Annotated in this window: 20 protein-coding genes; 13 read left to right on the top strand and 7 right to left on the bottom strand. The window is 63.0% G+C overall.

All coding sequences use genetic code 11. The features are described from left to right. Positions 1-13: 13 nt before the first annotated feature. From BLR26_RS09470 to BLR26_RS09455, 4 genes are all read right to left on the bottom strand, one after another. Positions 14-772: a hypothetical protein gene (locus tag BLR26_RS09470; protein ID WP_093380177.1), complete on the bottom strand. Its 759-nt coding sequence runs from the start codon at positions 770-772 to the stop codon at positions 14-16. Next, complete coding sequence (locus BLR26_RS09465) at positions 765-1,040, bottom strand: DUF1145 domain-containing protein (protein ID WP_045197789.1); 276 nt, start codon at positions 1,038-1,040, stop codon at positions 765-767. Before BLR26_RS09465 ends, BLR26_RS09470 begins: the two co-directional genes overlap by 8 nt. Positions 1,041-1,149: 109 nt before the next feature. Continuing rightward, entirely contained in the window at positions 1,150-1,869 is a 720-nt protein-coding gene (locus BLR26_RS09460; RefSeq protein ID WP_093380174.1) for a PA1041 family peptidoglycan-binding anchor lipoprotein, read from the bottom strand. A 90-nt stretch (positions 1,870-1,959) separates the two neighbouring features. Continuing rightward, the gene (locus BLR26_RS09455) at positions 1,960-2,652 is read right to left on the bottom strand and encodes a PA1041 family peptidoglycan-binding anchor lipoprotein (RefSeq protein WP_045197785.1); all 693 of its coding nucleotides are present in this window, start codon (positions 2,650-2,652) and stop codon (positions 1,960-1,962) included. Between the two features lie 160 nt (positions 2,653-2,812). On the opposite strand from BLR26_RS09455, the gene BLR26_RS09450 reads away from it, so the two are divergent. The 11 genes from BLR26_RS09450 to BLR26_RS09400 all read left to right on the top strand — a co-directional run bounded on the left by BLR26_RS09450 (position 2,813) and on the right by BLR26_RS09400 (position 13,680). Beyond that, on the top strand, positions 2,813-3,307 hold the full coding sequence (locus BLR26_RS09450) for a DUF6231 family protein (protein ID WP_093380171.1): 495 nt from the start codon (positions 2,813-2,815) through the stop codon (positions 3,305-3,307). Positions 3,308-3,311: 4 nt separating this feature from the next. Next, a complete protein-coding gene (locus tag BLR26_RS09445; RefSeq protein WP_093380168.1) occupies positions 3,312-3,788 on the top strand; it encodes a YchJ family protein in 477 nt (158 codons plus the stop codon). Between the two features lie 4 nt (positions 3,789-3,792). Then, on the top strand, positions 3,793-4,263 hold the full coding sequence (locus BLR26_RS09440) for an LEA/WHy family protein (protein WP_093380165.1): 471 nt from the start codon (positions 3,793-3,795) through the stop codon (positions 4,261-4,263). A 6-nt stretch (positions 4,264-4,269) separates the two neighbouring features. Then, positions 4,270-4,470 (top strand): SEC-C metal-binding domain-containing protein, encoded by a 201-nt coding sequence (locus BLR26_RS09435; RefSeq protein WP_010221064.1) that lies wholly within the window; start codon positions 4,270-4,272, stop codon positions 4,468-4,470. 176 nt (positions 4,471-4,646) lie between these two features. After that, positions 4,647-7,088 carry a penicillin acylase family protein gene (locus BLR26_RS09430; RefSeq protein WP_093380162.1) on the top strand — a complete coding sequence of 814 codons (2,442 nt, stop codon included), beginning with the start codon at positions 4,647-4,649 and terminating at the stop codon, positions 7,086-7,088. Between the two features lie 194 nt (positions 7,089-7,282). Continuing rightward, entirely contained in the window at positions 7,283-9,322 is a 2,040-nt protein-coding gene (locus BLR26_RS09425) for a c-type cytochrome (RefSeq protein ID WP_093380160.1), read from the top strand. Positions 9,323-9,486: 164 nt separating this feature from the next. Continuing rightward, complete coding sequence (locus tag BLR26_RS09420; RefSeq protein ID WP_093380157.1) at positions 9,487-10,269, top strand: transporter substrate-binding domain-containing protein; 783 nt, start codon at positions 9,487-9,489, stop codon at positions 10,267-10,269. 64 nt (positions 10,270-10,333) lie between these two features. Beyond that, positions 10,334-11,062 (top strand): ABC transporter permease, encoded by a 729-nt coding sequence (locus BLR26_RS09415; RefSeq protein WP_093380154.1) that lies wholly within the window; start codon positions 10,334-10,336, stop codon positions 11,060-11,062. Then, positions 11,059-11,769: an ABC transporter permease gene (locus BLR26_RS09410; protein WP_038999132.1), complete on the top strand. Its 711-nt coding sequence runs from the start codon at positions 11,059-11,061 to the stop codon at positions 11,767-11,769. Before BLR26_RS09415 ends, BLR26_RS09410 begins: the two co-directional genes overlap by 4 nt. A gap of 7 nt (positions 11,770-11,776) precedes the next feature. After that, complete coding sequence (locus BLR26_RS09405) at positions 11,777-12,892, top strand: succinylglutamate desuccinylase/aspartoacylase family protein (protein WP_093380152.1); 1,116 nt, start codon at positions 11,777-11,779, stop codon at positions 12,890-12,892. Between the two features lie 23 nt (positions 12,893-12,915). Then, on the top strand, positions 12,916-13,680 hold the full coding sequence (locus BLR26_RS09400; protein ID WP_045197766.1) for an ABC transporter ATP-binding protein: 765 nt from the start codon (positions 12,916-12,918) through the stop codon (positions 13,678-13,680). A gap of 3 nt (positions 13,681-13,683) precedes the next feature. Here BLR26_RS09400 and BLR26_RS09395 read toward each other — a convergent pair whose 3' ends face one another. Both BLR26_RS09395 and dcd read right to left on the bottom strand, forming a co-directional pair. Continuing rightward, positions 13,684-13,917: a hypothetical protein gene (locus BLR26_RS09395; RefSeq protein ID WP_045197764.1), complete on the bottom strand. Its 234-nt coding sequence runs from the start codon at positions 13,915-13,917 to the stop codon at positions 13,684-13,686. A gap of 99 nt (positions 13,918-14,016) precedes the next feature. Then, positions 14,017-14,583, bottom strand: coding sequence for a dCTP deaminase (dcd, locus tag BLR26_RS09390; protein WP_028943496.1), 567 nt, complete (start codon positions 14,581-14,583; stop codon positions 14,017-14,019). Positions 14,584-14,934: 351 nt separating this feature from the next. Between dcd and BLR26_RS09385 the strand changes: the two genes are divergently transcribed. Continuing rightward, positions 14,935-15,144, top strand: coding sequence for a cold-shock protein (locus BLR26_RS09385; RefSeq protein ID WP_010221054.1), 210 nt, complete (start codon positions 14,935-14,937; stop codon positions 15,142-15,144). Between the two features lie 130 nt (positions 15,145-15,274). Here BLR26_RS09385 and apbC read toward each other — a convergent pair whose 3' ends face one another. Continuing rightward, a complete protein-coding gene (gene apbC / locus BLR26_RS09380) occupies positions 15,275-16,369 on the bottom strand; it encodes an iron-sulfur cluster carrier protein ApbC (RefSeq protein ID WP_045197762.1) in 1,095 nt (364 codons plus the stop codon). Positions 16,370-16,525: 156 nt separating this feature from the next. Here apbC and metG point away from each other — a divergent pair, with 156 nt between their 5' ends. Next, on the top strand, positions 16,526-18,565 hold the full coding sequence (metG, locus tag BLR26_RS09375) for a methionine--tRNA ligase (protein WP_045197760.1): 2,040 nt from the start codon (positions 16,526-16,528) through the stop codon (positions 18,563-18,565). Positions 18,566-18,633 lie beyond the last annotated feature (68 nt).

Here is an 18,633-nt window from a genome sequence, read left to right as displayed (position 1 = left end):
CCGGCGCGTGCGTTTACAGGCGCTGCAAGATCAACTCTCCAACTGCACCCGCCGCTCCCGGCTGACCCGCAGCCCCAGGTTTGCCTGCCGCACCACCCGCAGTGCTGTACACCAGGCAGCCCTTGCTTGCGCCACCGGCCCCCGGCTTGCCGGCTGCACCCGCCACGCCTGGCGTACCGCCATCAAGCTGGACCACGATGCGCTCAGCAGGAAAACCTGCCGGCAACGCCAGCCGCACCCGGCCACCCGGCGCGCCGTCATGGCCATTGCCACCGTTGTCGCCATTGGCGCCGCGGCTGGCCTGGCCCCAGGTGCAGCCCCCCGGCTTGCCATTGGCGCCATCAAGGCCGACATAACCCGGCGCACCGGCGCCGCCACGGGCATCAATGGCCAGGGTCGAGGCTTTGAGCTCATGCAGTTGCAATTCCAGGTTGCGCCCGGCCTTTGCCGCTTTTTCGTAAGTGCCCGGGGCACCATGGGCAACGATCTGGCTGCCCTCGCCGAAGCTGGCCCGTTGCACTTCAAGCTGCAGGGTGGTTTCGGCCGGCACGATGGCAATTCGCGCCTCCTGGCCCAGGTGCAACTCATCGATCCTGAGATCGACCAGGCTGGCGGGCAGCACCAGGGTGGCGGAATCAGCAACCTCCAGGCGCTGCAAATGCACGACGCTGGCCTTGTTTGGCAGGCGCAGCACCGAATGGGCCGCCACGCTGATGGCGTCGGCCAGGGCCAGAGGGCTGAACAATGCAGCCAGAATGATCAATTTACGCATTAGCAGCTTCCTTGCGGGGTGCCGGAATTGAAAGAACATGAAAAATACCGACCAGCAGGATCTGCAAGCGATCGAACCAACGATGGCTGCGCTCACGCAGGCAACCATTGAACATCAATACTTCCAGCAAGTGCAGGCCAAGCAGGGCGGCACCGGCGGCATTGATCAGCAGGTGGAAGGGGTGCTCCAGCGGTATCAGCAAATTGACCAGTACCACCCACCAGAACACCACGGTCAGGGCCTTGGCCAGCCCCAGTAACCCTTGCATAGGCGCCCCCCGTTGTTATTTTTCGGTGGCGATGCCAGGGGTGCTGGCATCGCCTGCAACAGTAACGGCTGACACGCTCCTTGTGCCAGTCCTTGTGTCAGTGGCCCGATCAATTAAGGTGCAGTTCCACCCTGCGGTTCTGCGCCCGCCCGGCATCAGTGTCGTTATCGGCAACCGGCTGGCTTTCACCCTGGCCCTGGCTGGTGACCTTGGCGGGCGACAGGCCCTGGCTGATCAGGTACTCGGCAACACTGCTGGCTCGCCGTTCGGACAGCGCCTGGTTGTAGGCGTCCGAGCCCTGGCTGTCGGTATGGCCGACGACTTTGACGCTGGTTACATTGGCGCCATTGAGCTTGCTGGTCAGCGCCTGCAACTGCTGTTGGGCCGCGCTGGTCAACTGCGCCGAGTCAAAGGCGAACATCACCGCGCCCTGGTCGCTGAGGGTAATCACTTCCGAGGTCGGTGCAGGCTCCGGCGCTTTCTGGCTCGCTGGGTATTGCGGCAGCGGGCAACCGGTATGGCTGACCGGGGTGTTGGCCGGCGTGTCGGGGCAGAGGTCGCGACGGTCGAACACGCCGTCTTCATCCTCGTCACCGTCCTGGGCATAACAGATCAGGCCGCCGGCAATCGCGCCGGCAGCACCGGCACCGGCTGCCCAGGCGGAACTTTCGATGGCACCCAGACCGCCACCGACCAGACCGCCAAGCAGGCTGCAGATAGGCCAGGTCCTTTGATTGAGTGGGGCGCTGCCATCGCTGTGGGTCGCACAACCGGAGAGCAGGCTTGCGGCCAGAAGGACCGGCAGTGTGGCCTTGAAGAGAACACTCATGAGAATTGCTCCTGTGTCACCGGCCTCTACCGGTCACACAGGAGTAAAGACCGGCCTGCGGTACTTCTCAAGCCGCAGGCCGCTGGCGCTTCAGCGCTCGATGCGAATTTCCGTACGACGGTTCTGCGCCCGGCCATCGGCAGTGGCGTTGTCGGCAACCGGCTGGGTCTCACCGGCACCGCGCACCGAGACGAAGCTGGCACGTGGCACGCCGCTCTCGATCAGGTATTCGGTGACCGAATGCGCGCGGCGCTCCGAGAGTTTCTGGTTATAGGCATCGGAGCCTTTGCTGTCGGTGTGGCCAGTGACACTCAAGCGCGCGCTCGCCGCTTCGTTTTTCAGGCGCGTGGCAATGGTATTGAGGCGCTCCTTGTCGGTTGCGGTCAGCTTGGCCGAATCGAACTCGAAGTGAACATCGCGAATGACAATGACCTCTTCCTTGACCACGGCGACTTCTTCGACCACGGCGACAGGCTCCGGCGGGCATCCGTTGGCATCGACCTGCACGCCACGTGGCGTGCCCGGGCACTTGTCGCGGCTGTCCGGCACGCCATCGCCGTCTTCGTCGCCATCGCCGTGGGCCCAGCAGTAACCGGCGGCCATGCCCGCGCCAAGCAGCGCGCCCCAGCCTGCCCAGCTGGAGCTCTCGATAGCGCCCAGGGCTGCGCCGCCTACGCCCCCGACGGCAGCACACTTCGGCCAGTCGGTTTTTTGCAAACCTGCACAACCAGTCAACACGCTGGTTAGCAGAACCAGAGGTAATGCTGTGCGTACTATGCTCATTTTGTTGCATCTCCTAGGGGGAATCGGTGCAAAACCGATGCTCTGGGAGTAAAGACCGCCTCATTGATATCCGCCAGCAATAGGCCATGATGCGGCGCCGCGGCACTATGCCAAGTGGCGCCAGACCGTTAGTCTTGCCCCATCTGACCGAGGATTCCCGATGATGGACGGTTTTTCCCAGCGCACCCCGCAACAGGCCCTGGCCGCCCTGCTTGATCGCTATGCGCCACAACGCCTGCTATTGATAGGTGAGCGCTTTCCGGCTCTGGAGGCTTTCGCCCAGGCGCACCCGCAGGCGCAAATCGCCGTGGCCAACCCCGGCGCTCTGCCGGCCGAGCTTGCGGCGCAACGCTTCGACCTGGCGCTGCTGGTCGATTGCCTCGAGCACCTGAGCAAACGCGATGGCCTGCAATTGCTCGGCGGCATCCGCAACCTCAATGCCAGCCGCGTGGCGGTGCTGGCCGACCTGAGCGCCTGCGATTGGCAAGAAACCGACTTCTTCGCCCTGGCCCTGCAAGCCAGTGAAAAATTCCAACGCGATGCGCAGGTTTTGAACCTGTTCACCTATGATCTACGTGAATACAAACAGGTCCCGGACTGGCTCAATGCCAAGTTCTGGGCCAACCCGGAAAATTTTGGCAAGTACTGGTGGTGAAGCAATGAGTGTCTCGGTTTGTCCTTGCGGTAGCGGCGATCTGCTCGATACCTGCTGCGGGCATTATCACGCTGGGCTCCCCGCCCCCGACGCGCAGACCCTGATGCGTTCGCGCTACAGCGCCTACGTGCTGGGGCTGGTCGACTATCTGGTGACCACCACCCTGCCAGCGCAGCAAGCCGGGCTCGACCGCGAGGCGATCCGCAACTGGAGCCAGCAGAGCACCTGGCTGGGCCTTGAAGTCGAAGGCGCCGAGGTGTTCGGCGGCAAGCCCGAACATGCCTTTGTCACCTTTACCGCTCGCTGGCACGACAGCGATGGCGAGCATTGCCATCGCGAACGCTCGGCCTTCGTGCAGAACCACGGCCGCTGGTACTTCATTGACCCGACCGTCGGCCTCAAGGTCACGCGCAACGATCCCTGCCCATGCGAAAGCGGGCAGAAGTTCAAGAAGTGCTGCTCCAGTTACCTGGGTAGCTGAGCTGATGGCCCGCCTGCTGCTGATCAGCGTTCTGCTCCTGCAACTGGCGGGCTGCGCCAGCTGGCTGGACAGCGACTACCAGGACCCACAGGTGCATCTGCTCAAGGTTGAACCGCTGAAGATGCGCCTGCTGCAGCAGGAATTCGTACTGCATGTCCAGGTCGACAACCCCAACGACAGCCGCCTGTTCATCCGTTACCTGGGCTACAAGGTGCTGATCAACGACCTGCCGTTGACCGAAGGCGAGGCCAGCCTGTGGCGCAGTGTCGGCCCGCACGCGCGGCGCATCTTCAAGATCCCGGTGCGCACCAACCTCTGGCAGCAGGTCAAACCCCTGGCCAAACTGCTCAAAGGCAGCGAAGGCCCACTGCGCTATCGCCTGGAAGGTGAGATGAGCAGCGGATTATTCTTCGCCCGCGACCTGCACTTGTCGCGCAGTGGTGAGATAATTCCCGGCGATCTTATTCCGGAGTAACCCAAGATGACCCAGCAACCCCATGTCCATGGCCCTGACTGCAACCACGATCATGATCATCACGACCATGACCATGGCCATGTACACGGCCCGCACTGCAACCACGGCCACCAGGAGCCGGTGCGCAACGCCCTGAAGGACGTCGGCCGCAACGATCCGTGCCCATGCGGCAGCAGCAAGAAGTTCAAGAAGTGCCACGGCGCCTGATCGCGGCCTTTTGCTAGTGGTCGGCGCTTGCGCAGTACGCCGGCGCGACCGCTAGCTCCCCTGCCGGCCCGACGCCTCGTCAGCTGGTGAAAATAAAGGCTGCGCCCCGCTTGCATGGTGTGATCGCGCTCACTAACGTAGCGCCTTTTACCGCCACGCCCTGCAGGAGCCTGATCATGGCCGCGCCAGCCCTTCCCCCTTTTACCCCCCGGTTCGGCGTAGCCGCTGCGATGCTCGGGCTGCTCAGCCTGGGTGGCTGCCAGATGGCCGGCCAGCGCGACAGCGTGCTGCCTGCCACGGGCGTGCAACCGCTCAAAGGCCTGGCACAAAATGTGTCGGTGCGCCGCAACGCCCTGGGCATGCCGCTGATCGAATCGAACAACTTCCACGACGCGCTGTTCGCCCTGGGCTATATCCACGCCGGTGACCGCATCGGGCAGATGGTTGGCATGCGCCTGCTGGCTCAAGGCCGGCTGGCGGAAATGGCCGGTGCCGACGTGCTGGAAGTCGACCGCCTGATGCGCGCGGCCAACCTCAAGGCCAGCGCCAACCAGCTGTATGCCGATGCCTCGCCACGCCTCAAGCGTTTCTTCGAGGTGTATGCCCGTGGCGTCAACGCTTATATGTTCCGCTACCGCGACAAGCTGCCGGCACCATTGGCGCAAAGCGGCTACCGTCCGGAATACTGGAAGCCCGAGGACTCGGCGCTGATCTTCTGCCTGTACAACTTCAGCCAGTCGGTCAACCTGCAGGAAGAACTCGCAGCCCTGGGCCTGGCGCAAAAAGTCGGTACCGACAAACTGGCCTGGCTGCTGCCAAGCTACCCTGACGAACCGCTGGCGCTGAGCGAAACCGACAAGCTCAAAGGCCTGAACCTGAACAGCCAGCTCGCGGGCCTGGCACCGTTGACCGCAGTCAGCGAGCAACTGGCCGCACTCAACCTGCTCGGCAGCGCCGGCTCGAGCAACTGGGCGATTGCCCCGCAGCGCAGCCGCAGCGGCAAGAGCCTGATGGCCAGCGATACCCTTGGTGCCTGGGCGATGAGCCCGGTGCAGATCCGTTCGCCCAAGTACCAGGCCGCTGGCGTATCCATCGCCGGCCTGCCGCTGGTGCTTTCAGGCTACAACGGCAAGCTGGCCTGGAGCGCCAGCGCGGTGATGGCCGACAACCAGGACCTGTTCCTGGAAAAACTGCGCAAGGAAGGCAGCCGCCTGATGTACCAGGCCGACGGTAAATGGCTGCCAGCCCAGGCCCGCAACGAAACCTTCTTCATCAAGGGCCAGCGCCCGCTGCGTGAAACCCTGTACGACACCCGCCACGGCACCCTGCTCGGCCAGCCGCAGAACGCCAGCCTGGGCCTGGCCCTGCGCATGCCCGAGCTCAAGGGCGACCAGAGCCTGGATGCGTTCTTCAACCTGTCGCGGGCGCAGAATGTCGAGCGCGCCTTCGACAACACCCGCGAGATTGGCGCTGCGGCGCTGAACTTCGTATTTGCCGACGCCAGCAATATCGGCTGGCAGGTCAGCGGGCGCTTCCCCAACCGCCGCGAGGGCCAGGGCCTGCTGCCGTCGCCGGGCTGGGACGGTCGCTACGACTGGGACGGCTACGCCGACCCGATGCTCCACCCCTACGACCAGGACCCGCCCCAAGGCTGGATCGGCAATGCCAACCAGCGCAGCGTGCCCAAAGGCTATGGCATGCAGCTGTCCAACAGCTGGTACTACCCCGAGCGTGCCGAGCGCCTGGCGCAACTGGCCGGCAACGGCAAGCACGACAGCCGCAGCCTGATGCTGATGCAAAGCGACCAGACCACGCTGTTTGCCGACAAGCTGAAGAAAATGTTCCAAGCCCCCGGCATGGCCCAACCGCTGAAGCAGGCAATCGACGCCCTGCCTGCCGAGCAACGGACCAAGGCACGCGAAGCCTACACCCGGTTGATGGCCTTCGACGGCCGACTGAGCACCACCTCGGCAGATGCCGCCCTGTACCAACTGTTCCTGCAGGAAAGCGCCAAGCTGACCTTCCTCGACGAGCTCGGCCCTGAATCCAGCCCGAGCTGGCAGGCTTTTGTCGGTAACGCCCGGCTGTCGTACTCGGCCCAGGCCGACCACTTGCTCGGCCGCGAAGACAGCCCGTTCTGGGACGATCAGAACACCGCGCAAAAAGAAGACAAGCCGGCCATTCTCGCCCGCAGCCTGGCAGCAGCAATCACTGCCGGCGAAGCGCAACTGGGCAATAATCAGCGCGCCTGGCAATGGGGCAAACTGCACCAGTACCGCTGGCCGGCGCCGACTTTTCATGGCCTGGGTGACGCGGTCAGTCGCGGCCCGCTGGCCACGGGCGGCGACCACAGCACCCTGAACCTTGCGCCCTACGCCTGGGGCAAGGACTTCAACGCACAACTGGCACCGTCGCTGCGCATGGTGGTGGACTTCGGCCAGATTGAACCGCTGCAACTGCAAAGCAGTAGCGGCCAGTCCGGCAACCCGGCCAGCCCGCACTTTGCCGATGGCCTGGATGCCTGGTTCAAGGACCGCTACATGAGCCTGCCGCTGCAACCACAAAACTTCGACCGCGCCTACGGCAACAAGCGCCTGACCCTGGTACCGGGCAGGTAAAACCGCGCAATCCGCACGCGCAGCCGGTGCAATGCCGGCTGCGCTGATCCATATCAACAGCCCCCGCCGACAAATCCCTTACAACGAAACTGAGGCAGGTTTCGTTACCTGCCTCTGCCTGATGAACCATAAAAACGATTGCAGCCCTGCGCCCAGGGGACCACCCCAGGCCAGGTGACTAAAGGAATAATGCAATGGCATCTGCCTTCTCCCGTCTGGCCCTGGTGGCCACGACCGTGTTCTCGTTCTCCGTATTCGCCAGCGAACCGCCCCCGGCAGCGGCGGCCGACAGCGAACTGCTTGCCCGAGGCAAATACATCGCCCAGCTCGGCGACTGCATTGCTTGCCACACCGCACCGCAAGCACCGGAAATGGCCGGTGGCCTGCAGCTGAAAACGCCGATGGGCACCATCTACTCAAGCAACATCACCCCCGACCCGGACACTGGCATCGGCCGCTACAGCTTCGAGCAGTTCGACAAGGCCATGCGCGAAGGCGTGACCCCGGACGGCACCAACCTGTACCCGGCAATGCCCTACCCGTCCTACGCGAAAATGAGCGAAGCGGACATGCGCGCCCTGTACGCCTACCTGATACAGGGCGTGACGCCGATCAGCCAGTCCAACCAGGAAGCGGACATGAGCTGGCCGTTCAACATGCGCTGGGGCCTGTCGCTGTGGAACTTCGCCTTCGTCGACAGCGAGCCCTTCGAGCCCGATCCCGCCAAGGACGAAGTGCTCAATCGGGGCGCCTACCTGGTGCAGGGCCTGGGCCATTGTGGGGCCTGCCATACCCCACGCGGCATCGCCTTCCAGGAAAAGGCCATGAGCGACGCCGGCCGCAGCGGCAAGCACTTCCTCGCCGGTGAAACCGTAGAGCACTGGCAGGCCCTGAGCCTGCGCAACCTGTGGACCGTGCAAGACACCGTGCAATTGCTCAAGACCGGGCAGAACCGCTTCGCCACGGTGTCGGGCAACATGGCCGACGTCATTCATCACAGTACCCAGCACTTCAGCGACGGCGACCTGGTGGCCATCGCCAGCTACCTGAAATCGCTGCCGCCGGGCAAGGATGACCTGCCGATGCCGGATATCCCGCTGGCCGCAGCCGTCGCCCCGGATGACCTGTTCAGCAGCCGCGGCGGCCTGGGCTACACCCAGTTCTGCAGCGATTGCCACCGCCCGGACGGGCGTGGGGTCCCGGGCCTGTTCCCGCCACTGGCCGGCAACCCAAGCATCGCCTCGACCAACCCGACCTCGCTGCTGCACATCACCCTCACCGGCTGGGAAACCGCGCAAACCGCCACCCATTCGCGGGTCTACACCATGCCCGGCTTCGCCCGCCTGGCCGATCAAGAGATCGCCGAGATCCTCACCTTCGTGCGCGGTCGCTGGGGCAACAACAGCTCGCCGATCACTGCCAAGCAGGTGAAAACCCTGCGTGACCAGCTTAATCCGCAGACCACCGACTCCAGCGCCTTTGAAACCCCGCGCCTGGCCAACCTGCTCGCCGCAGCCAACGCCGAGCAGGTGATCCGCGGCATGCGCTTGCACCTGCAAACCCGCGAGCTGTTGCCGGACAACGTCGGCAACGCGCTGAACTGCACCAGTTGCCACCTCAACGCCGGTACCGTGGCCGACGGCTCGCCGTTTGTCGGCGTCTCGGCGTTCTTCCCCAGCTACGCTCCGCGGGCGGGCAAGGAAGTCACCCTTGAAGAGCGCATCAACGGCTGCTTCCGGCGTTCGATGAACGGCAAGCCGATACCGCCGCAATCGGCGGACATGCAGGCGATGGTGGCCTATTTCGACTGGATGAAGATGAACACCCAGCCGGGCGACAAGGTGGCCGGGCGCGGGGTCGGCAAGATCGACACAGCGATCAAGCCAGACCTGGACAACGGCAAGCAGGTGTATGCCGAGCAGTGCGCGGTGTGCCATGGCAGCAATGGCGAGGGCCTGGCCCGAGAAGACGGCAGCCTGGTGTACCCGCCGCTGTGGGGCGATCAGTCGTTCAACATCGGCGCCGGCATGGCCCGCACCTATACCGCCGCAGCGTTCGTCAAACGCAACATGCCGATCGGCTTTCACGAGAAATTCCCCCTGGGCCAGGGCGGCTTGAGTGACCAGGAGGCAGTGGACGTCGCGGCCTGGTTCTCGCAACAGCCACGGCCGGACTTCCCGGACAAGGTCAAGGACTGGCCCAACGGCGGCAAGCCGGTGGATGCGCGATACTGAGGCTGTTCGGGGCCGCGCTGCGGCCCCTCGCAGGCAAGGCCAGTTCCCACTGAATGTGGGGCTGGCCTGGAATATGGTGTGAAACTTGCTATCACTGTGTTGTCTGGCATCGACCGGTAACGGCCCTTTGCCACCCCAACACTTTGCGAATCCAAGGACACACAATGAAAAAAGCATGGCTGACGCTTTCCGCACTCGCGTTGTGTCTGGCTGCGGGGAACACCCTGGCCAAGGAATACAAGGAGCTGCGCTTCGGCGTCGATCCGTCTTATGCACCGTTCGAATCGAAAGCCGCCAACGGTTCCCTGGTGGGCTTCGACATCGACCTGGGCAATGCCATCTGTGCTGAGCTCAAGGTCAAGTGCAAGTGGGTGGAAAGTGACTTTGACGGCATGATTCCGGGGCTCAAGGCCAACAAGTTCGACGGTGTGATCTCGTCGATGACCGTTACCCCGGCCCGGGAAAAAGTCATCGATTTCTCCAGCGAGCTGTTTTCCGGCCCTACCGCCCTGGTGTTCAAAAAAGGTGCAGGCCTGACCGCCGACCCGGCCTCGCTCAAGGGCAAGACTGTCGGCTACGAGCAAGGCACCATCCAGGAAGCCTACGCCAAGGCCGTGCTGGACAAGGCCGGGGTCAAGACCCAGGCCTACCAGAACCAGGACCAGGTCTATTCCGACCTGACCTCCGGACGCCTGGATGCCTCGATCCAGGACATGCTCCAGGCCGAACTGGGCTTTCTCAAGTCGCCACAAGGCGCCGACTATGAAGTCAGTGAGCCGGTCGACAGCGAATTGCTGCCGTCCAAGACCGCAGTCGGTATCAAAAAAGGTAACACTGAGCTCAAGGCACTCCTGGACAAAGGTATCAAAGCGTTACACGACGACGGCACCTACGCCACGATCCAGAAAAAGCACTTCGGTGACCTGAACCTCTACAGCGGCAAATAACCACTGCGGGAACCGGCAAACGCCGGTTCCCGCATGATCGCGTCCACTGGCATAGGTTCGCTTCATGTTCGAAGACCTGCTGCAGTTCCTGGGGCTCTCGGCATTCAGCTTGAAGGGCTTCGGCCCCTTGCTGCTGCAGGGCACCTGGATGACCCTCAAACTGTCCTTCATGTCGCTGCTGGTCAGCGTTGGCCTGGGCCTGCTCGGCGCCAGTGCCAAGCTCTCGCCGCTGCGCCCGCTACGCCTGATCGCCCAGGCCTACACCACGCTGATTCGCGGCGTGCCTGACCTGGTGCTGATGCTGCTGATTTTCTACAGCCTGCAAACCTGGCTGACCAGCCTCACCGACGCCATGGAGTGGGAATACATCGAGATCGACCCGTTCGCCGCCGGGGTCATCACCCTGGGCTTCATCTACGGCGCCTATTTCACCGAAACCTTTCGCGGCGCAATTCTCGCCGTGCCGCGCGGCCAGGTCGAAGCGGCCACTGCTTACGGCCTCAAGCGCCTGCAACGCTTTCGCTTCGTGGTCTTTCCGCAAATGATGCGCTTCGCCCTGCCCGGCATCGGCAACAACTGGATGGTGATGCTCAAGGCCACTGCTCTGGTGTCGATCATCGGCCTGGCCGACCTGGTCAAGGCCGCCCAGGACGCCGGCAAGAGCAGCTACCAGTTGTTCTACTTCCTGGTGGTCGCGGCGTTCATCTACCTGTTGATCACCAGCGCCTCCAACGTCGCCCTGCGCTGGCTGGAACGGCGCTATAACGTCGGCACCCGGGAGGCCATCCGATGATCGAGCTCTTGCAGGAATACTGGCGCGCCTTCCTCTACACCGACGGCACCCACATCACCGGCCTGGCCATGACCCTGTGGTTGCTCACCGCAGCCCTGGCGATTGGCTTCGTGGTTTCGATCCCGTTGTCGATTGCGCGGGTTTCGCCGCGCTTCTGGGTTCGCTGGCCCGTGCAGTTCTATACCTACCTGTTCCGCGGCACGCCGCTGTATATCCAGTTGCTGATCTGCTACACCGGGATCTACAGCCTGGAAGCGGTGCGCGCGCAGCCGCTGCTCGACAGTTTTTTTCGCGATGCGATGAACTGCACCATCCTCGCCTTTGCCCTCAACACCTGCGCCTACACCACGGAGATTTTCGCCGGGGCGATCCGCAGCATGAACCATGGTGAAGTCGAGGCCGCCAAGGCCTATGGCCTGCGCGGCTGGAAACTTTATGCTTATATCATCATGCCGTCGGCGCTGCGCCGCTCGCTGCCCTACTACAGCAACGAAGTGATCCTGATGCTGCACTCCACCACGGTGGCCTTCACCGCCACCGTGCCGGACATCCTCAAGGTCGCCCGCGACGCCAACTCGGCCACATTTCTGACCTTTCAGTCGTTCGGCATCGCCGCGCTGATCTACCTGTGCGTGACCTTCGCCCTGGTAGGGCTGTTTCGCATCGCCGAACGTCGCTGGCTGGCTTTTCTAGGACCGACACACTAGGACTGATATGCATCACTCGACTCATGACATTCTGGCACCGGTTCCCGGCATTGCCCGCCAGATCCACAGCTTTCACTTCGGCCCCCGCGGCGCCGGCAAAATCTACATCCAGGCCTCGCTGCATGCCGATGAACTGCCCGGCATGCTGGTGGCCTGGCACCTCAAGCAACGCCTGACCGAACTTGAGGCCCAGGGCCTGCTGCGCCGCGAAATCGTGCTGGTGCCGATCGCCAACCCGGTAGGCCTGGAACAGGTACTGATGGATGTGCCGCTGGGCCGTTACGAGCTGCAAAGCGGCGAGAACTTCAACCGCCATTTCGTTGACTTGAGCGACCAGATCGGCGACCAGATTGCCGATCACCTGACCCAGGACCCTCAGCACAACATTGCCCTGATCCGCGAAAGCCTGCGCCGCGCCCTGGATGCCCATGCCGCCCACACCCCGCTGCAATCCCAGCGCCTGACCCTGCAACGCCTGGCCTGCGACGCCGAGATGGTGCTCGACCTGCATTGCGACTTCGAAGCCGTGGCGCACCTGTACACCACGCCCGAAGCCTGGCCGCAGGTCGAACCGCTGTCGCGCTACCTGGGCGCCCAGGCCAGCCTGCTGGCCACCGACTCGGGCGGGCAGTCCTTCGATGAATGTTTCACCCTGGTCTGGTGGCAATTGCAGCAGCGCTTCGCCAAGCAGTTCCCGATCCCCCAGGGCAGCTTTTCGGTGACCGTCGAATTGCGTGGCCAGGGCGATGTCAGCCATCCGTTGGCGGAACAGGACTGCACGGCGATTCTCGAGTACCTGACCCGTTACGGCGCCATTGAAGGCGAACCTGCCACCTTGCCCGCCCTCAGCTACCCGGCAACGCCGCTGGCCGGGGTGGAACCGGTGGCAACGCCGCTGGGCGGCCTGTTGGTGTTCCACGCCAAGCCGGGCCAGTACCTGCAGGCCGACCAACTGATCGCCGAAGTTATCGACCCGCTCAGCGACCGGGTTACCCCGGTGCGCAACAGCCAGCCCGGCCTGCTCTATGCCCGCTCGCTGCGGCGCATGGCCACCGCCGGCATGGTCATCGCCCATGTGGCAGGCAACCAGGCCTACCGCAGCGGCTACCTGCTGTCGCCTTGACCCCTTACCTTTAGAGCCTGCGCATGTACAAACTGACCATCGAAGACCTGCACAAACGCTACGGCGAGCACCATGTGCTCAAGGGCGTATCGCTCAAGGCCAGGACCGGCGACGTGATCTGCCTGATCGGCGCCAGCGGCTCGGGCAAGAGTACCTTCCTGCGCTGCATCAACTTCCTCGAGCAACCCAACGAAGGCAGCATGACCCTCGATGGCAAGCCGGTGCACATGACCCAGGACCATCATGGCCTGCACGTCACCGATCCGGACGAGCTGCAGCGCCTGCGCACGCGCCTGGCCATGGTGTTCCAGCACTTCAACCTGTGGAGCCACCTGAGCGTGCTGGATAACATCGCCATGGCGCCGCGACGGGTGCTGGGCGTGAGCAAGCACGAGGCCGAAGAACGCGCCCGGCGCTACCTGGACAAAGTCGGCCTGGCACCGCGGGTGGCCGATCAATACCCGGCATTTCTCTCCGGCGGCCAGCAGCAACGGGTGGCTATCGCCCGGGCACTGGCCATGGAGCCGGAAGTCATGCTGTTCGACGAGCCGACCTCGGCGCTGGACCCGGAGCTGGTCGGCGAAGTGTTGCGGGTGATTCAGGGCCTGGCCGAAGAGGGCCGGACCATGATCATGGTGACCCACGAAATGGCCTTCGCACGCAAGGTGGCGAGCCAGGTGATGTTCCTCCACCAGGGGTTGGTGGAGGAGCAAGGGCCGCCGGACGAGGTACTGGGCAATCCAAAAAGCGAACGCCTGCGTCAGTTTCTCAGCGGCAACCTCAAGTAGCAGTCAGGCGACGGGGGCCGGTGGCGGCTCGTCAGGCAGAGTGGGCTCACCCGGCTCCATCGGCGGGGTATCACCCGGCTGTGCAGGGATAGGCGTGTCTGGATCAGGCTGACCGGGCACGCCGCCTGCGTGGAGGATGTGCGGGTGCGGATGGGCCAGCAGCGACCAGGCCAACATCCCAACGCTGTTGGGCTGCAGCACGGCCAGCTTGGCACTGATGGTCGGGTCGAGTTTCATGGGCGGCTCCTGGTTGACGTCCGCCTGGCGTGTTGCCGGGCGGAACAGTTCAACTCATTGGAGTACGCCGCAGGCAAGGAATTCCCTCGCCTTGTCGCCTCAGGTGCGTGGCAGGGTAACGCCGCGCTGGCCCTGGTATTTACCGCCACGATCCTTATAGGACACTTCGCATTCTTCGTCGGATTCGAGGAAGAGCATCTGCGCCACGCCTTCGTTGGCGTAGATTTTCGCCGGCAGCGTGGTGGTGTTGGAGAACTCCAGGGTCACGTGACCTTCCCACTCGGGTTCAAGCGGGGTGACGTTGACGATGATGCCGCAGCGGGCGTAGGTGCTCTTGCCCAGGCAGATGGTCAGCACGTTCCGCGGGATACGGAAGTATTCGACGGTGCGGGCCAGCGCGAAGGAGTTCGGCGGGATGATGCAGACGTCGCTCTTGACGTCGACAAAGCTGCCGGCGTCGAAGTTTTTCGGATCGACGGTCGCCGAGTTGATGTTGGTGAACACCTTGAATTCGTCGGCGCAGCGCACGTCGTAGCCGTAGCTGGAGACGCCGAAGGAGATCAGCCGGTTGTCGCTCTCACCGCGCACCTGGCGCTCGACGAACGGCTCGATCATGCCGTGTTCCTGCGCCATGCGGCGAATCCACTTGTCCGATTTGATGCTCATGGCGGGGTGTCCTGAAATTGCGTGGTGAAAAAATTCTGTGGCGCATCTTACCGGGCCCGGCGCCGGGTTCAAAGTTCCATGCAGCATCAACCGTCGGATCCCCGTACCACGGGGCCTGCACGGGAGCGCGAGGCACCGTCAGTCATGAATTATGAGAAAGCGTCACAAGACCATTGGCACGTTCTGGAAAAAGGGTTAAGGTGACGCCACTGTGCTGCACGTGTCACTGAGAATATCTACCTGATGCAAGATTTCGATCAACCCATCTTCATGAATTTTCTGCCTCTTTGCACTCAGTCTCGGCCAGGGCGTTTCCTGAGTCGTAGTTAACTTTGTCCAAGGAGACAGACCATGTCCAATCGCCAAACCGGTACCGTTAAGTGGTTCAACGATGAAAAAGGCTTCGGCTTCATCACCCCACAATCCGGTGACGACCTGTTCGTACACTTCAAAGCCATCAAAGCTGACGGCTTCAAAAGCCTGAAAGAAGGCCAAGCGGTCTCTTTCATCGCTACCCGCGGTCAGAAAGGCATGCAGGCTGAAGAAGTAGAAGTTATCTAACTTCCGCTTTACAGCTTGAAGAAAGCCCCGCCCTTAACAGGTGGGGCTTTTTTTATGCCCTGGATTTTGACCTCATCGCGGGGCAAGCCCGCTCCTACGGTAGGAGCGGGCTTGCCCCGCGAAAATCACCTCAGTCCTCGCTGATAGTGATATTCGGCATCGCCGGCGCCGCCGCTTCCTGCAACACGATCCGTGCACCGACCTGACGGGCCAGCTCCTGGTAGACCATGGCGATCTGGCTTTCCGGCTCGGCAATCGCCGTCGGCTTGCCGCTGTCGGCCTGTTCGCGGATCAGCATCGACAGCGGCAACGAGGCCAGCAGTTCGACACCGTACTGCGCCGCCAGCTTCTCGCCACCGCCCTCACCGAACAGATGCTCGGCATGGCCGCAGTTCGAACAAATGTGCACGGCCATGTTCTCGACCACGCCCAGCACCGGGATATTGACCTTGCGGAACATCTCCACGCCCTTCTTGGCGTCGAGCAGCGCCAGGTCTTGCGGGGTGGTAACGATCACCGAGCCGGCCACCGGGACTTTCTGCGCCAGGGTCAGCTGGATGTCGCCGGTGCCAGGCGGCATGTCGATCACCAGATAGTCGAGATCGTCCCAGGCGGTCTGGGTCACCAGTTGCAGCAAGGCCCCGGAGACCATCGGACCGCGCCAGACCATCGGCGTGTTGTCGTCGGTCAGGAAAGCCATGGACATGACCTCGACACCGTGGGCCTTGAGCGGCACGAACCACTTTTGCTCGCGAATCTGCGGGCGGGTGCCTTCGGCGATACCGAACATCACGCCCTGGCTCGGGCCATAGATGTCGGCATCGAGAATACCTACCCGCGCGCCTTCGCGAGCCAGGGCCAGGGCCAGGTTGGCGGCGGTGGTCGATTTGCCGACACCGCCCTTGCCGGAGGCCACGGCGATGATGTTCTTGACGTTGGCCAGGCCCGGGATCTGCGCCTGGGCCTTGTGTGCGGCGATCACGCAGTTGATTTCGACCCGCGCCGAGGTAACCCCGTCGAGACCTTCGACAGCCGTTTGCAGCACCTGCGCCCAGCCATTTTTGAACAGGCCGGCGGCATAGCCCAGTTGCAGCTGCACGCTGACGCGATCGCCCTGGATATCAATGGCCTGGACACAGCCGGCGCTGACCGGGTCCTGGTTCAGGTATGGGTCGGTGTACTGGCGAAGAACGGCTTCGACGGCTGCGCGAGTGACGGCACTCATGGAGACTCCCGTGATAAAGACTGAGCAAAACAGACCACTATGCTAACCCGTCATCCCTCTTCAGATACGTCCATGGGGTGAAATATATTTCCCGGCGTTTTATAGTGGCCGATCACCGTTTCATCTCAAGTAGCCGAAAAAAGTAGCCGAGCCCCCATGTCCGAGCCACGTCAGATTCTCGTCACCAGCGCCCTGCCCTATGCCAATGGTTCCATTCACCTTGGCCATATGCTCGAGTACATCCAGACAGACATGTGGGTGCGCTTCCAGAAGCTTCGCGGCAACCAGTGCATTTATGTCTGCGCTGACGACGCCCACGGCTCGGCCATCATGCTGCGCGCCGAGAAAGAAGGCATCACCCCCGAGCAACTGATTGCCGCCGTCCAGGCCGAGCACAGCGGGGATTTCGCCGACTTTCTGGTCGACTTCGACAACTTCCACTCGACCCACGCCGAAGAAAACCGCGAACTGTCGAGCCAGATCTACCTCAAGCTGCGTGACGCCGGGCACATCGCTACCCGCTCGATCACCCAGTATTTCGACCCGGACAAAAAAATGTTCCTGGCCGACCGCTTCATCAAGGGCACCTGCCCCAAGTGCGCGGCTGAAGACCAGTACGGCGACAACTGCGAAAAATGCGGCGCCACCTACGCACCAACCGAGCTGAAGAACCCCAAGTCGGCGATTTCCGGCGCCACCCCGGTGCTCAAGGATTCGCAACACTTCTTCTTCAAGCTGCCGGACTTCCAGGCCATGCTCCAGCAGTGGACCCGCAGCGGTACCCTGCAGGACGCGGTGGCCAACAAGATCGCCGAATGGCTGGATGCCGGCCTGCAGGAATGGGACATCTCCCGTGATGCGCCGTACTTCGGCTTCGAGATTCCCGACGAGCCGGGCAAGTATTTCTACGTCTGGCTGGACGCCCCGATCGGCTACATGGCCAGCTTCAAGAACCTGTGCGCCCGCCGCCCGGAGCTGGACTTCGACGCGTTCTGGAACAAGGATTCGAAAGCCGAGCTGTACCACTTCATCGGCAAGGACATCGTCAACTTCCACGCCCTGTTCTGGCCAGCCATGCTCGAAGGCGCCGGCTACCGCAAGCCGACCGGCATCAACGTGCACGGCTACCTGACCGTCAACGGTTCGAAGATGTCCAAGTCGCGCGGCACCTTCATCAAGGCCCGCACCTACCTGGATCACCTGGCGCCGGAATACCTGCGTTACTACTACGCCTCCAAACTGGGCCGCGGCGTCGACGACCTCGACCTGAACCTTGAAGACTTCATCCAGAAGGTCAACTCCGACCTGGTTGGCAAGGTAGTCAACATCGCCAGCCGCTGTGCAGGCTTCATCCACAAGGGTAACGACGGCGTCATGGTGGCCGGCGACGCCGCACCGGAACTGACCGAGGCCTTCCTCGCTGCCGCCCCGGGTATTGCCGAAGCCTACGAAGGCCGCGACTTTGCCCGTGCCATGCGCGAAATCATGGCCCTGGCCGACCGCGCCAACGCCTGGATCGCCGACAAGGCGCCGTGGTCGCTGGCCAAGCAGGAAGGCAAGCAGGACGAAGTCCAGGCGATCTGCGCCCAGGGCATTAACCTGTTCCGCCAGCTGGTAATCTTCCTCAAGCCGGTGCTGCCGGTGCTGGCCGCCGACGCCGAGGCGTTCCTCAATGTCGCGCCACTGACCTGGGCCGATCACCAGACCCGCCTAAGCAACCATCAGCTCAACCCGTTCAAGGCGCTGATGAGCCGCATCGACCCGGCCAAGGTCGAAGCCATGACCGCCGCTTCCAAGGAAGACCTGGCCGCCAGCCAGACCAGCGTTGTCACCGGCAATGGCGAACTGGCCAAGGATCCGCTGTCGGCCGAGATCGACTTCGACACCTTCGCCGCGGTCGACCTTCGGGTGGCCCTGATCCTCAAGGCCGAAGCCGTCGAGGGCGCCGACAAGCTGCTGCGCCTGACCCTGGACATCGGTGACGAGCAACGCAACGTGTTCTCCGGCATCAAGTCGGCGTACCCGGACCCGGCCAAGCTCGAAGGTCGCCTGACCATGATGATCGCCAACCTCAAGCCGCGCAAAATGCGTTTCGGCATCTCCGAAGGCATGGTCATGGCCGCAGGCCCCGGCGGTGAAGAAATTTACCTGCTCAGCCCTGACAGCGGCGCCAAGCCGGGCCAGCGCATCAAGTAAGGCTCACGCCCCGGCCGATTGCGGCCGGGGCGTTCTCATCTTCGCGTCATTGCCGGATAATGGCGGAC

Source organism: Pseudomonas sp. UC 17F4 (assembly GCF_900101695.1).
In the GTDB taxonomy this organism is placed as follows: domain Bacteria; phylum Pseudomonadota; class Gammaproteobacteria; order Pseudomonadales; family Pseudomonadaceae; genus Aquipseudomonas.
This window is presented reverse-complemented; position numbering and strand designations above follow the sequence as displayed.